General features: G+C 66.0%; 15 protein-coding genes. 2 read left to right on the top strand and 13 right to left on the bottom strand.

Annotated elements, in window-relative coordinates:
- Nucleotides 1–9 precede the first annotated feature (9 nt).
- The 4 genes from RAH32_RS02245 to RAH32_RS02230 all read right to left on the bottom strand — a co-directional run bounded on the left by RAH32_RS02245 (nt 10) and on the right by RAH32_RS02230 (nt 3,767).
- Entirely contained in the window at nt 10–1,368 is a 1,359-nt protein-coding gene (locus RAH32_RS02245; RefSeq protein ID WP_306604731.1) for an NAD(P)-dependent oxidoreductase, read from the bottom strand.
- 98 nt (nt 1,369–1,466) lie between these two features.
- On the bottom strand, nt 1,467–2,765 hold the full coding sequence (locus RAH32_RS02240; RefSeq protein WP_306604729.1) for a sensor histidine kinase: 1,299 nt from the start codon (nt 2,763–2,765) through the stop codon (nt 1,467–1,469).
- A complete protein-coding gene (locus RAH32_RS02235; protein WP_306604727.1) occupies nt 2,762–3,424 on the bottom strand; it encodes a response regulator transcription factor in 663 nt (220 codons plus the stop codon). The genes RAH32_RS02240 and RAH32_RS02235 overlap by 4 nt, the downstream gene beginning before the upstream one ends.
- Nucleotides 3,425–3,434: 10 nt before the next feature.
- Nucleotides 3,435–3,767: a PepSY domain-containing protein gene (locus RAH32_RS02230; protein WP_306604726.1), complete on the bottom strand. Its 333-nt coding sequence runs from the start codon at nt 3,765–3,767 to the stop codon at nt 3,435–3,437.
- 127 nt (nt 3,768–3,894) lie between these two features.
- Between RAH32_RS02230 and RAH32_RS02225 the strand changes: the two genes are divergently transcribed.
- Nucleotides 3,895–4,887, top strand: coding sequence for a hypothetical protein (locus RAH32_RS02225; RefSeq protein WP_306604724.1), 993 nt, complete (start codon nt 3,895–3,897; stop codon nt 4,885–4,887).
- Between the two features lie 35 nt (nt 4,888–4,922).
- Here the strand turns inward: RAH32_RS02225 and RAH32_RS02220 are convergent, their stop codons facing one another.
- The 8 genes from RAH32_RS02220 to RAH32_RS02185 all read right to left on the bottom strand — a co-directional run bounded on the left by RAH32_RS02220 (nt 4,923) and on the right by RAH32_RS02185 (nt 12,453).
- The gene (locus RAH32_RS02220) at nt 4,923–5,525 is read right to left on the bottom strand and encodes a YitT family protein (RefSeq protein WP_306604722.1); all 603 of its coding nucleotides are present in this window, start codon (nt 5,523–5,525) and stop codon (nt 4,923–4,925) included.
- A gap of 116 nt (nt 5,526–5,641) precedes the next feature.
- A complete protein-coding gene (locus RAH32_RS02215; RefSeq protein ID WP_306604720.1) occupies nt 5,642–6,622 on the bottom strand; it encodes an ABC transporter substrate-binding protein in 981 nt (326 codons plus the stop codon).
- A gap of 25 nt (nt 6,623–6,647) precedes the next feature.
- Nucleotides 6,648–7,451: an ABC transporter permease gene (locus RAH32_RS02210; protein ID WP_373429660.1), complete on the bottom strand. Its 804-nt coding sequence runs from the start codon at nt 7,449–7,451 to the stop codon at nt 6,648–6,650.
- Between the two features lie 35 nt (nt 7,452–7,486).
- The gene (locus tag RAH32_RS02205; RefSeq protein ID WP_306604716.1) at nt 7,487–8,392 is read right to left on the bottom strand and encodes an ABC transporter permease; all 906 of its coding nucleotides are present in this window, start codon (nt 8,390–8,392) and stop codon (nt 7,487–7,489) included.
- Nucleotides 8,385–9,197 (bottom strand): ABC transporter ATP-binding protein, encoded by an 813-nt coding sequence (locus RAH32_RS02200; protein ID WP_373429650.1) that lies wholly within the window; start codon nt 9,195–9,197, stop codon nt 8,385–8,387. The genes RAH32_RS02205 and RAH32_RS02200 overlap by 8 nt, the downstream gene beginning before the upstream one ends.
- A complete protein-coding gene (locus RAH32_RS02195) occupies nt 9,194–9,667 on the bottom strand; it encodes a hypothetical protein (protein ID WP_306604714.1) in 474 nt (157 codons plus the stop codon). The genes RAH32_RS02200 and RAH32_RS02195 overlap by 4 nt, the downstream gene beginning before the upstream one ends.
- The gene (hydA, locus tag RAH32_RS02190; protein WP_306604713.1) at nt 9,667–11,118 is read right to left on the bottom strand and encodes a dihydropyrimidinase; all 1,452 of its coding nucleotides are present in this window, start codon (nt 11,116–11,118) and stop codon (nt 9,667–9,669) included. The genes RAH32_RS02195 and hydA overlap by 1 nt, the downstream gene beginning before the upstream one ends.
- A gap of 69 nt (nt 11,119–11,187) precedes the next feature.
- A complete protein-coding gene (locus RAH32_RS02185) occupies nt 11,188–12,453 on the bottom strand; it encodes a Zn-dependent hydrolase (RefSeq protein ID WP_306604710.1) in 1,266 nt (421 codons plus the stop codon).
- A 201-nt stretch (nt 12,454–12,654) separates the two neighbouring features.
- Between RAH32_RS02185 and RAH32_RS02180 the strand changes: the two genes are divergently transcribed.
- Nucleotides 12,655–13,272, top strand: a complete 618-nt coding sequence (locus tag RAH32_RS02180; RefSeq protein ID WP_306604708.1) for a TetR family transcriptional regulator C-terminal domain-containing protein — start codon at nt 12,655–12,657, stop codon at nt 13,270–13,272.
- Here the strand turns inward: RAH32_RS02180 and RAH32_RS02175 are convergent.
- Nucleotides 13,269–13,844: a TetR/AcrR family transcriptional regulator gene (locus RAH32_RS02175; RefSeq protein ID WP_306604706.1), complete on the bottom strand. Its 576-nt coding sequence runs from the start codon at nt 13,842–13,844 to the stop codon at nt 13,269–13,271. The genes RAH32_RS02180 and RAH32_RS02175 overlap by 4 nt on opposite strands.
- Between the last annotated feature and the right edge of the window lie 104 nt (nt 13,845–13,948).

Below are 13,948 nucleotides of genomic sequence, written 5' to 3'. Positions count from 1 at the left end.
TGGATCTCCTCAGCCGGGAATCTCGACCGGGCGTCCGGTCAGGTGGGCGTCGATGTCTTCGGCGGCGTCGCGGCCCTGGGCCACCGCGGTGACGGTCAGGTCGTCGCCGCCCGCCGCGCAATCGCCGCCGGCCCAGACGCCGGGGATGCTGGTGCGGCCAGGGCCGGCGACGCCGATCTTGGCCCCATCCAGTGCAAGTTCTTGCGGGACGCCGTCCAGCCGCTGGCCGATGGCGCGGAACAACTGGTCGGCCTTCAGGCGAAAGCGGTCGTCGGTCAGGTGCAGCCCGCCATCGGGATCTGTGGCGGTATAGGCGAACTCGACCTCGACCACGGTGCCGTTGCCGTGGACCTTGACAGGCGCCGCATTGCAGATGATGCGGACGCCGCTGGCGGTGGCGTGGTCCTGTTCGTGGCGGCTGGCGCCCATCTGCGACTGGTCGCGGCGATAGACGATGGTGACGTTTTCCGCCCCCAGCAGACGCGCCTGCACGGCGGCGTCCACCGCCGTCATGCCGCCCCCGATCACCACCACGTCGCGGCCCACGGGCAGGGTCGTCAGGTCGCTGGCCTGGCGCAGGTCGCGGATGAAGCTGACCGCGTCCAGCACGTTCCGGCGTTCCTCGCCCTCGGCCCGCAAGGCGTTGACCCCGCCCAGGCCCATGCCCAGGAAGACCGCGTCATAGTCGGCCCGCAGCATCTCCAGCGTGATCTCGTGCCCCAGCCGCTGGTTGTGGCGCAGTTCGATCCCGCCGATGCCCAGGATCCAGTCCACCTCGGCCTGGGCAAAGCCGCCCACGGCCTTGTAGCTGGCGATGCCGTATTCGTTCAGCCCGCCAGGCTTGGGCCGCGCCTCGAAGATCGTGACGTCGTGGCCCTTGGCGGCCAGCCGGTGCGCGCAGGCAAGGCCCGCAGGCCCCGCGCCCACCACCGCCACACGCTTGCCGGTCGGCGCGGCGCGGCGGAAGGGATGCCCGTCCTGCGCCATCAGCCCGTCGGTGGCGTATCGTTGCAGCGCGCCGATCTCGACCGGGTCCCCTTCGGCATCCATGCGCACGCAGGCGCCTTCGCAGAGGTTCTCGGTCGGGCAGACCCGGGCACACATGCCGCCCAGGATATTGGCGTGAAAGATCGTCATTGCCGCAGCATCCGGCGTGCCGGTCGCGATCTGGCGGATGAACAGCGGGATGTCGATGCTGGTCGGGCAGGCCGTGATGCAGGGCGCATCATGGCAGAAATAGCAGCGGTCGGCGGCGACGCGGGCTTCGTGATCGGTCAGCGGCGGCGCGACATCGGCGAAGTTCATCGCCAGTTCATGAGGAGTAAGGCGGCCGGGAACGACGCCCGGCGCCAATCTTGCTTGGGACATTTACGTCTCCTGGCTCACCTGTTGGCAAGAATCAGGCTGACACAGGCCGAATTTTTTATCAAATGGTAAAACTTCCTGGAAACGGATTTGCGGAAGTTTCAGGCAGGCAGTTCCAGAACGGCCGCCAGCCCGCCCAGGGCCGACCGTTCCAGCCGCAGGCCGCCGCCGTGCAGCGCCGCCAGGTCCGCCACGATGGCAAGGCCCAGTCCTGACCCCGAGGCGCCGTGTTCATCCAGCCGTCCACCCCGGATCAGGGCGCGGGGGGCGTCGGTTTCCACCATGCCGGGACCGTCATCGTCGATGCGGATGGTCAGCCCGGGGGATTGGGAAACGGTGATCGCCAGATGAGAGCGACCCCATTTCACGGCGTTGTCGCAAAGGTTGCCGATCATCTCCTCCAGATCCTGCCGCTCGCCCGCGAAGGCGGCATCGTCTGGACAGTCGACCTGGGCGGTCATGCCCTTGTCCTGCATCGGCCACCGAAGGACCATCAGGATGTCGTCGATGACCGGCCGCACGGGCGTGCGCTGTCCCAGGGCGCGCGGACCGGCGGATCGGGCGCGGCGAAGATGCCAGCCGATCAGCCGGTCCATGCGGGTGATCAGTGCCTGACCACGATGATCCAGGGGCAGTTCATTCGCCAGCGATGCCAGGGGCGTTTTCAGCGAATGGGCCAGGTTTCCCAGATGCTGGCGCGACCGGGCGAGAAGGTCTGCGTTCTGGTCAAGGGCCGCGTTGATCTCCGCCGTCAGGGGGCGCAATTCGCTGACATCGGGCAGGGCCAGACGGTCGCTGGTTCCCGCGCGGACCCGGGCCAGGTCGCGCCGCAGACGGTTCAGGCTGGTCAGTCCTGCCGTCACCTGCACCACGCTGGCCAAGGCCAGCACGACCCCCAGCGCGGCAAGCGCGACCCCCAGCGGACGGCTGATCTGGCGCAGGCTGTCGTCGATCTGGGCGCGGGGCGCGGTGACGGTCACGGCAATCCGCACCGCCTCGTCGGGTAGCGTCACCTGACGGCGCAAGACGCGCAGGACCGCGCCATCCGCGCCGACCCCCAGCCCGCCCGAGAAGTCGCCCTCCGGTCCCCGCAGCAGTCCATCCAGCAGCGAATCCGACCGGGCGATGACCCCGGCTTCCGATGCGACCTGCCAGTACCAGCCACTGAACGGCAGCCGGAAGCGGGGATCCGTCGGCGGATCGTCCAGTTCGATCCGGCCTTCGTCATTCAAGTCCAGCGAGGCGATCAATCCGTCCGCGACAGCCGCCATTTCGGCGTCGAACCGGTCGGTGATGAAATCCCTTAGCAGCGAGGAGATGAACAGGAATGCCGCCAGCAGGGCGGCTGCCAGCCAGACGGCCGCGAGAAGAAGCAGCCGCCCCCGGATCGATCGCATCATGCAGGCGCCCGCAGCAGATAGCCTTCGCCGCGGCGGGTTTCGATCACGCCGTCGCCGACCTTGCGGCGCAACCGGCCGATCACGACCTCGATGGATTTGAAGTCGCGGTCTGATTCGGCTTCGTACAGGTGGTCGGACAGTTCGGTGCGGCTGACGACGCGGTTCTGGTGCAGCAGCAGATAGGACAGGATCCGCGTCTCGAACCCGGTCAGCTTCAGCGCCACGCCGTCCCGGGTGATGACGCCCAACTGGCTGTCCAGCATCAGGGCACCGGCGCGGATCACCGGGCGGGCATGGCCTGCCGCGCGCCGGATCAGGGTCTGGCACCGCAGGACGACCTCGTCCAGGCGGAAGGGCTTGACCGCGTAGTCGTCGGCCCCGGCGCGGAAACCGGCCACCTTGTCGGTCCAGTCGCCCCGCGCGGTCAGGATCAGGACCGGCATCGCCAATCCTGCATCGCGCCAGCGGGTCAGAACCTCGATCCCGGGCATCCCGGGCAGGCCGAGATCCAAAACGGCGACGTCATAGGATTCCGTAGCCCCCAGGTATTCCCCCTGCTGGCCATCCGCCGCGCAGTCCGTGACAAAGCCCGCGTCGCGCAATGCGGCGGCCAGTTGCCCGGACAACAGGGGATCATCCTCGACGATCAAGGCACGCATGGGGGTTCCTTCATTTCACCGGCTTGCGGGCTTCCAGCTGGCCCCGTCCCGACACCGACAGAAAGCGTCCGCTGCGGGCATCGATGCGGATGTCCAGCAGGTTGCCCTGTGGGGTCAGAAGCCGGAACTCATAGACCAGCTCCGCCCCCAGGTCGCGTTCATGCGGCACCGGCGCGCGGGTATCGGCAGCCAACAGCCTGCCTTCATAGCGGTCGGATACCGATGCGGCGATCTCGTGGAAGGGCAAGGGCTGGAACTGTTCGATGATCTGCGGCGCGACTTCCTGTCCCGCCGCGGGGGCGCAGGTCGCAAGGATCAGGGCAAGGGCGCGGGTCGGGTTCATGGCGCCAGCATAGCGGCGGAAACCCAAATGGAAACCAAACAGGCCATTGGCGATCCGTTCGGCGACGACTTGCTAGAACATGATTCGTCAGGGCCTTGCCGCCCGCAAAACTGGAAAGGATACCGATATGGCCATTCGCACATTCACCACTTCGGCCGCGATTCTGGCGCTGATTGCCGGGATCGGCACGGGCGCGATGGCGCAGACCGCGGCGCCTGCGCCGGCTGACCTGCCCGCACCCTTGGCCGGCCTGAACCTGGGCAACCTGGAAATCGACACCAAGCGCGACGGAATGCGCGAGATCGAGGGACGCACCGCCGATGGTATCGACATCGAGGCCAGGATCGACATGGCCGGCAATCTGGTCGAGGTCGAGGCCGACAACGGCGCCTTGCCGCAGTCGCTGACCGACGCCCTGGTGCCCGCCGATCTGCGCGGCCAGCAGGTCATGGGTCTGTTCGGGTCCATCACCGAGGTGAAGCAACGTCCCGATCACGTCGAGATCAAGGGTCGCCAGTCCAGCGGAGCCGAGATCGAGGTGAAATTCGACCGCCAGAACACGCTGGTCGAGGTAGAGATGGATGATGCCGCAATCCCCGCCGAACTGGTCAATGCGCTGCTGCCCCAGGCCGTGCGCGACAATGAGGTGATCGCACAGTTCGACCGCATCGACGAGATCGGCAATCGCAACGGACGCGTGACGGTCAAGGGCGAAGATGCCAATGGCGAGGACATGCGCGCCGAATTCGACGCGGACGGTCGCGTGCTGCGCTTTGGCCGCGAGGATGGGCCGCGCGGCGACCGGCGTGACGAGCGCCGCAGCGATCGCGGACCTGGCCACGGTGACCACGGCGCAGGTCCCGGCAATCACGCCAGGCATGGCGACGGACCGCATGAAGCGCGTCCCATGGGCCGCAACGGCGGCGGCCCGGCCGCGATCCCTGCCGACTTCGATACCGTGGCCGTCAATCAGCGGCTGACCGGGGCGGGGTATAGCGGACTTGGCCTTTTGCACGCCCATGGCCCGCGCCTGCTGCTGGATGCGACCAACCCGCAGGGCGAGGCGGTGACGCTGGAACTGGATCCTCAGGGAGAGGTGGTGCGCGAAATGGCCCGCTGAATACCGGGGGCGGGGCGGGAAGCCGCCCCATCCCTTCAAGCGATATAGCGGTCCCTGCGGTGGTTCACCGCGATGGTCAGGTTCAGGATCAGGGCCCCCAGGAAACTCCACCCCACCGTTACGGAATCGCGCAGCGTCAGCGCGACCGCGAACAGAAGCGCGTCGAAGCCCAGTTGCACCCAACCTGCGCGAAAGCCCGTCGCATCCTGGATGTAAAGACCGACAATCCCGATCCCGCCCAGCGATGCGCCATGACGAAACAGCGCGATCATGCCAGCGCCGGTCAGGCAACCCACCAGCACCGCACCCACGGCCGGGTGGGTCTGGCCGAAATGAAGGTAATCGGGAAGGATCATCGCAAGGGCCGAGACGATGGCCACGGCCATGAAGCTTTTGGCGACGAAGGTGGGGCCGAAGCGTTTCAAGCCCAGCCAGTAGAAGGGCAGGTTGATGACAAAGAACACCAGCCCGAAGGGCCAGCCGGCCGCATAGGATATCAGGATCGCCAAGCCCGCCGTCTGGCCGGTCACAAAGCCCAGATGCGTCAGCAGCACCAGGCTGACGGCGGCCATGAAGCTGCCGAAGGCGATGCCCTGGGCGTCATCGGTGAAGCTGTGTTTCGCGGGCGGCAGGCTCATGCGCGGTGCTATGGCGCGCGGCCCCTGGGGTTGCAAGGGGCGACGAAGAAGGGGGGCTGTCTGCCCCCCATCTCCTTCGGAGATCCCCCCGAGGATATTTACGCACAGAAGATGGATCAGTCGAAGGCGCGGTCGGTGATCAGGTGGGTGAAGGCCCCTTCCGGCGCCTTCGAGATCACCGGGTCGGATCCGCCCGCCATCAGCGTGTCCACGGTCCGCTGATAGTCACCCTCGTCCAGGGTGCCGTCGCTGCCTGCCGTCAGCTTGCCGATTTCCGTGACCATGCGGACCTGATGGTCCAGCGTCTGCGCGCCGGTCTCGTCATTGTCCAGCACGATCTGGGCGGCTTCCTCGGGGTGTTCCTCGGCGTATTTCCAGCCCTTCATGCTGGCGCGGACGAATTTCACCAGATCGGTGACCTTGGCGTCATCCTCCAGCGTGCTTTGCAGGACATAAAGGCCGTCCTCCAGCGTGGCGACGCCCTGATCCTCATACTTGAAGGTCACCAGATCCTCGGGCGCGATCCCGGCGTCCAGGATCTGGCCGTATTCGTTATAGGTCATGGTGCTGATGCAGGCCGCCTGTTTCTGCAGCAGAGGATCGACGTTGAAGCCCTGCTTCAGGACCGTGACGCCATCCGGCCCGCCTTCGGTCGAAAGGCCAAGCTGGCTCATCCAGGACAGGAAGGGGTATTCGTTGCCCGAGAACCAGACGCCCAGGGTCTTGCCCTTGAAGTCGGTCTTGGGATCGGTGATGCCACTTTCCTTGAGGCAGGTCAGCATCATGCCGGACGCCTTGAAGGGCTGGGCGATATTGACCAGGGGCAGGCCCTTTTCCCGCGCGGCGAGGGCGGCGGGCATCCATTCGACGATCACATCCGCGCCGCCGCCCGCCAGCACCTGCGTGGGCGCGATGTCGGGACCGCCGGGCAGGATGGTGACGTCGAGGCCTTCTTCCTCGTAGAAGCCCTTGTCCTTGGCGACGTAGTAGCCCGCGAACTGCGCCTGTGTGACCCATTTCAGTTGCAGGGTCAGTTCCTGGGCGCCTGCGGTGCCCGCGGCCAAGGCGATGGCGGTGCCCAGCATCAATGTCTTCATTCTTCCCTCTCCTGTGTTGGGGTTTTCAGCCCCGTTGACGGCGCTGCGACGGGTGCCAGAACGTCACCTTCTTTTCGATCAGCGCCACGATGCCATAGAACAGCGACCCGGCAATGGCCGCCACAAGGATTTCCGCCCAGACCAGCGGCAGGTCCAGCCGCCCTACGGCGGTCGAGATCCTGAATCCCATGCCCTTGGTCGGGCTGCCGAAGAATTCCGCCACGATGGCACCGATCAGGGCCAGCGTGGTGGTGATCTTCAGCCCGTTGAACAGGAAGGGCATGGCGGCGGGCAGGCGCAGCTTCCACAGGCTTGCGCCATAGGGTGCGGCCCAGGTCGCCATCAGGTCGCGTTGCATCGGATCGGTCGCGGCAAGCCCCGCCACCATGTTCACCAGGATGGGGAAGAAGACCATCACCACGACCACCGCCGCCTTGGATTGCCAGTCGAAGCCGAACCACATCACCAGGATCGGCGCGATGCCGACAATGGGCAGGGCCGCCACGAAATTGCCGATGGGCAGCAGCCCGCGCTGCAGGAAGGGGCTGCGGTCGATGGCAATGGCGGTCAGCACGGCGGCAAGCGCGCCGATCAGCCAGCCGGTCAGCGCGCCCTTTACGATTGTCTGCACGAAGTCGGTCCACAGGATCTGGGTGTTCGCCGCAAAGCTGGCGCCAATCTGGCTGGGCGCGGGCAGGATCACGGGCGGGACGGCATAGATGCGCACCGCCATTTCCCACAGCACCAGGATCGTGGCGCCAAAGATCAGCGCCACCGCCAGCCGGGTCGCGCGGGTATCGAACCGCGCCAGCCAGCTGTTCAACGTCATGGCCCCCAGCCAGACGGCGAGGATGGGCAGCGCGCTCATCGCGCCAGCCCCATGCGGCGCAGGGTCAGCCGCTCCAGCGCACCGATCAGCATCACCAGCACGGCGGCCAGGATCGCGGCGGCGAATAGGGCCGACCAGATCTGCACCGTCTGGCCGTAGTAGCTGCCCGACAGCAGCCGCGCGCCAAGGCCTGCGGTGGCCCCTGCCGGAAGCTCGCCGACGATGGTGCCGACCAGGGCGGCGGCAATGGCGACCTTGAGGCTGGCGAACAGATAAGGCAGCGAACTGGGCAGCCGCAGCCGCCAGAACTGCTGCGCGCGCGATGCGTTCCAGCTGTGCATCAGGTCAAGCTGCATCGCATCGGGCGTGCGCAGGCCCTTTACCATCCCCACCAGCACCGGAAAGAAGGACAGCCAGGCCGCGATGATTGCCTTGGGCAGCAGCCCGGTGACGCCCATGCTGGCAAAGACCACGATCACCATGGGCGCGATGGCGAGGATCGGCACTGTCTGGCTGGCCACCGCCCAGGGCATGACCGACTGGTCCATGGCGCGGTTGTGGACGATCCCCACGGCCAGAAGGATCCCCGCCACGGTCCCGATGGCAAAGCCCGCCAGCGTGGCCGACAGCGTGACCCAGCCATGCCAGACCAGGCTGCGCTTCGAGGTGATCTTTTGCCCCGCGATCCCCTCCCACAAGCCCGCCGCCACCTGATGCGGGGCGGGCAGGACGGGGCGTTCCAGCGTCAGGGTCTGGCGGATTAGGTCGCCGGTTGTCAGCGTGGTCTCGGCCCGCGCCGCCTGGTCGCGGACCCAGGGCGCGTTCATCCAGACCGCCGCCCCATACCAGACTACGACGATCGCCAGCAGAACGGTCAGGATGGGCAAGGCCCGTAGGGTGGGGTTCACCCCACCATTCCCCCGCGCAACCGCCTCAGTCATAGCTGTGCCCCTCGCGCAGCCCTTCCCGCACCTGCTGGGCCAGAGCGATGAACTCGGGCGTGTCGCGGATTTCCAGCGGGCGGTCGCGCGGCAGGGGGCTGTCGATCACCCGCGTGATCCGGCCCGGACGCGGCGACATGACGACGATTTTCGTGGAAAGATACACCGCCTCGGGGATCGAGTGGGTGACAAAACCGATGGTCTTGCCGGTCTTCTTCCACAGATCCAGCAGCGCCTCGTTCAGGCGGTCGCGCACGATTTCATCAAGCGCGCCGAAGGGTTCGTCCATCAGCAGGATGTCGGCGTCAAAGGCCAAGGCGCGCGCGATCGAGGCACGCTGCTGCATCCCGCCGGACAATTGCCAGGGATACTTGCCCCCAAAGCCGGCCAGGTCCACCAGATCCAGCACGCGGGCGATCCGCTGCTGGCGGTCCGGCCTTGCAAAGCCCATGATCTCCAGCGGCAGGCTGATGTTCCCGGCAATCGTCCGCCACGGATAAAGCCCCGGCGCCTGGAAGACATAGCCATAGGCCCGCCTGCGCCGCGCCTGATCCGGGGTCATGCCTGCGACGGACAGCGTGCCGGCAGTGGGGGTTTCGAGTGCGGCAATGGCGCGCAGGAAGGTGGTCTTGCCGCAGCCGGACGGGCCGATGAAGCTGACGAAATCGCCCTGGTTGATGGTCAGGGATACGTTCTTCAGCGCATGGACCGGGCCATCGGCGGTCTGGAAAGTGAGGGAAATGTTTTCCGCGCTGATGACCGGCTGCATGGTGTCGATGCTGCGTTCCATTCTGCCTGGGGTCATGGCCTTGGAAATCTTTCCCGTGTCAGTGTCAGAGCCACAAACGGCCCGGCGATGGCAGCGACTGGTCCTGCCAGAGAAACAATGAAATAGATGAAGGCTTTTAAATCCAAACCTTCTGGCTCTTTACCGCTCATCATGCCGCTGAACCAAGTCGGCAGAGCAAGCGCACATATGGTTGCGATGATGCCTGCGGCACTTGCTGCCAACCCGCCGCCAATACCCGCCCATGCCGTTAGGCGACGCGCCAGCCACCAGCCAAAGACAGCAGGAAGGAAAGCTGTCGCAGCGATCATGAGGCCGAGAGGCAGGACAACTGGCAATGAAATGAATGGCGCAGCGACAAGTGCAAGCAGATCTATCTCATTTGTTGAAGTGTTGCTTAGAAACAGAGGCACCGGCCAAAACAGCATGGTGGCCAACCAAGTCGCCCAGAACCACTGCATGAAACCTGTACCATAGAGCCAGCCCATCACACCCCGCTCGCCGGTATCCCCGACCGTTCCACCGGCCTTGGCGCGGTCAGTTCCTTCCATGCCGACAACGCCCGGTTCACCGTTCCGCGCGGCTCACGTGCCACGAACTCGCCATGCCCCTCGCGCGAGTCCAGCCTGCCCTCCGTCACCGCGACATGGCCGCGCGTCAGGACATAGCGCGGCAGGCCTTTGACGCGCTGCCCCTCGAACACGTTGTAGTCGATGGCGGATTGCTGGCTGCCCGCGCTGATGGTCTTCTCGGCCTCGGGATCCCAGACGACCAGATCGGCATCGCTGCCCACCAGCACCGCGCCCTTCCGGGGATACATCCCCAGGATCTTGGCGATATTGGTCGAGGTGACGGCCACGAACTCGTTCGGCGTCAGGCGGCCCGTGCCGACCCCGTGGGTCCACAGCATCGGCATCCGATCCTCAAGCCCCCCTGTGCCGTTCGGGATCTTGGTGAAGTCGCCGATGCCGGTCCGTTTCTGTGCCGTGGTAAAGGCGCAATGATCCGTCGCCACCACCGACAGCGACCCCGATTGCAGCCCCGCCCATAGGCTGTCCTGGTGCAGCTTGTTGCGGAACGGGGGCGACATGACCCGCCGCGCCGCATGGTCCCAGTCGGGGTTGAAATATTCACTTTCGTCCAGCGTCAGGTGCTGGATAAGCGGCTCTCCCCAGACGCGCTTGCCTGCCGCCCGGGCGCGGCGGATCGCCTCGTGGCTATCCTCGCAGGACACGTGGACCACATACAGCAGCACGCCCGCCATGTCGGCCACCATGATGGCGCGGTTCGTGGCCTCGCCCTCGACCTGCGGGGGGCGGGAATAGGCATGGGCCTCGGGGCCGGTGTTGCCTTCTGCCAGCAGGCGCGCAGACAGTTCCGCCACCACGTCGCCGTTCTCGGCATGGACCAGGGCGATGCCGCCAAGGTCGCCAACCCGGCGGAAAGACGCGAACAACTCGTCGTCGTTCACCATCAGCGCGCCCTTGTAGGCCATGAAATGCTTGAAGCTGGTGATGCCGCGATCCACCACCGCCTGCATTTCGTTGAAGACCTGTTCCCCCCACCACGTCACCGCCATGTGGAAGCTGTAATCGCAATGCGCGCGGCCCGACTTGTTGTCCCACATCTGCAGGGCGTCCAGCAGCCCCTGCCCGGGCGAGGGCAGGGCGAAGTCCACCACCATGGTCGTGCCGCCCGCCAGCGCCGCCCGCGTGCCGCTGTCGAAGTCGTCGGCGGAATAGGTGCCCATGAAGGGCATCTCCAGATGCGTGTGCGGGTCGATTCCGCCCGGCATGACATAGCATCCGGTGGCGTCCAGCACCCTGTCGCCAGTCAGCCCCTGGCCGATGGCCGCGATGCGCCCGCCCTCGACCAGCACATCGGCCTTGTAGGTCAGATCGGCGGTGACGATGGTGCCGTTGCGGATGACCGTGCTCATGGATGCCCTCATCTTCTGTGTTCAAATATCCCGGGGGTCCGGGGGCAGCGCCCCCGGCTTTCGTCCGCGTCAGCGGACAATCTCGGCCGCATCCAGCACCGCGTGCAGCAGCACATCCGCACCCGCCGATGCCCATTCGGGGGTGATCTCCTCGGCCTCGTTATGCGACAACCCGTCCACGCAGGGGCACATGATCATAACCGTGGGCGCCACGCGGTTGATCCAGCAGGCGTCATGCCCCGCGCCCGAGACGATGTTCATGTGGCTGTAACCCAAGCGTTCCGCCGCGTTGCGGACCTTCTCCACAAGGCCTGGGTCGAAAGCCACGGGGTCGAAATGGCCGACCGGCTCGATCTCGATCCCCAGACCCAGGGCGGCGGCGATCTGCGGCGCCTCCTCCTCCAGGCGCGCCCGCATCGCGTTCAGCTTGGCCAGATCGGGACTGCGGAAATCGACGGTGAAGACCGCGCGGCCCGGGATTACGTTGCGGCTGTTCGGCCAGACATTCGCCTGGCCCACCGCGCCCACGGCGTCGGGCTGGTGATCCATCGCGATGCGATGCACGGCCTCGATGATCCGCGCCATGCCAAGCCCCGCGTTCACCCGCATGGACATCGGCGTCGATCCGGTATGCGCGTCCTTGCCGGTCAGCGTGATCTGCAACCACCACAATCCCTGGCCGTGCGTGACGACCCCGATCTGCTTGCCCTCGGCCTCCAGGATCGGGCCCTGCTCGATATGGTATTCGAACATCGCATGGATGCGGCGATCGCCCGGAGCCTCGTCGCCGCGCCAGCCGATGCGGTCAAGCTCGTCCCCGAAGCGCTTGCCCTCGGCGTCGGTGCGGCTGTTGGCGTAATCCTCGGTCAACACACCCGCGAAGACGCCGGATGCCAGCATCGCCGGGGCAAAGCGTGCGCCTTCCTCGTTCGTCCAGTTCACGACCACGATGGGACGGCGCGTGGTGATGCCCATGTCGCGGATCGACCGGATCACCTCCAGCCCCGACAGCACGCCCAGCACGCCGTCGAACTTGCCGCCCGTCGGCTGCGTGTCCAGATGGCTGCCGATATAGACGGGGTCCAGATCCGGCTCGGTGCCCTCGTGGCGCATGAACATGTTGCCCATGCGGTCCAGACCCATGGTCATGCCCGCACCCTCGCACCAGGTGCGGAACAGGGCGCGCCCTTCGGCATCGGCATCGGTCAGGGTCTGGCGGTTGTTGCCGCCCGCCACGCCGGGGCCGATCTGCGCCATCTGCATCAGGCTGTCCCACAGCCGTTCGCCGTCAACCCGCATGTTGGCAGCCGGAACCAGCCCGCTGGCATCGGTCATCTGTCGTCCTTCCTGTCTGGCCGCCCCGTTCTGGCGCAGGGCAGGCTTGATGGGGCCGGGGGCAGTGCGCCCGGTAACACCCTTCCTTTATTGACCAAATGGTCAGGATCACGCTAGCACGGGGCAGGGTTCAGTCAAGCGTCCCGAACGGGGCCACCTTGCCGCCTGCCCAAAAATGCATCAGGGGAAAGAGACACAGGAATGGCCGACCAGTCGCAGCCTCCCCTGACGCGCATCCAGCAGAAGAACCGGGACCTGATCCTGGAAGGAGCATTGTCGGTCTTTTCCGTCAACGGATTTCGCGGCGCCACCATCGACCAGATCGCCGACGCGGCAGGGCTGTCGAAGCCCAACGTCCTGTATTACTTCGCGTCCAAGGACGACATCCACAAGACCCTGCTGACGACGCTGCTGGACATGTGGCTTGCCCCCATGATCCGAATCGATCCCGACGGCGACCCGCTGGAGGAGGTGATGACCTATGTCCGCGCCAAGCTGGAGATGTCGCGCCGCTTTCCCCGCGAAAGCCGCCTGTTTGCCTATGAGATCCTGCAGGGCGCGCCGCATCTCACGGAAATCCTGGGGGGCGGCTTGCGGCAGATCGTCGATCGTGCGGCGACGATCCTTCAAGGCTGGATGGATGATGGACGCCTTGCCCCCGTCGAGCCGCGCCACCTCATCTTCTCGATCTGGGCGCTGACCCAGCACTATGCCGATTTCGAGGTGCAGGTGCGCGCGGTGCTTGGCCCCGGACATGACCCTTTCGTCGAGGCCGGTCCCTTCCTGGACAATCTTTACCGCAAGATCCTGGGCCTCTAGCCGGGGCTTTGCGACAGCATCGCCGCCGCAGACTGGATCAGGGTCAGGTTCTCGCGCGCAGCGCCGATGAAATCGTCAACTTCTCCGCTGGCCCAGTCCTTGGTTGCGGCATTGGTGGCGGCCACGATGGCGGCGGCCAGGATCTCGATCTGGGCGGGCTTGGCGTCGGGACAGCGGCGGCGCAGCAGATCGCGCATCTGCGCGCGGCGCGACAGGATTGTGGAATTGCGCAGGGCGTCCAGCTTGGCATCCGAATTGGCCAGGACGAGGATGTGGGCCAGAAGCTCCCGCTCCTCGATGAAGCGTGCCAGGTGAACGGTGATCAGGCGGTCCAGATCCTCCAGCAGGGTGCCACGCCCCTTCACGAACTGCTCGGACGCATCGGCCGGATAATCGGGCGGCGGCCCCATCATCGCCGCCTCCTTGTAGGGATAATAGTTGAAGAAGGTTCGGGTGCTGATCCCGGCTTCCTTGGCTATCGCCTCGGTCGTGACATTCGCCAGTCCGTCGCGCACCGCCAGTTTGATCGCCGTCGCCTGGATTTTCTTGGCCGTTCGGTAACGACGCGTCATTTGCGGCATCTGGCAGCTTTCGGTTGGCGTTCATCTTGATGAAAAGGTGTCAGGATACGGGCTGTGCCGTCAAGCCACTTGCAGGATCCCGCTGTTTCGGCAGT

Source organism: Paracoccus yibinensis (assembly GCF_030846195.1).
GTDB lineage: Bacteria > Pseudomonadota > Alphaproteobacteria > Rhodobacterales > Rhodobacteraceae > Paracoccus > Paracoccus yibinensis.
This window is presented reverse-complemented; position numbering and strand designations above follow the sequence as displayed.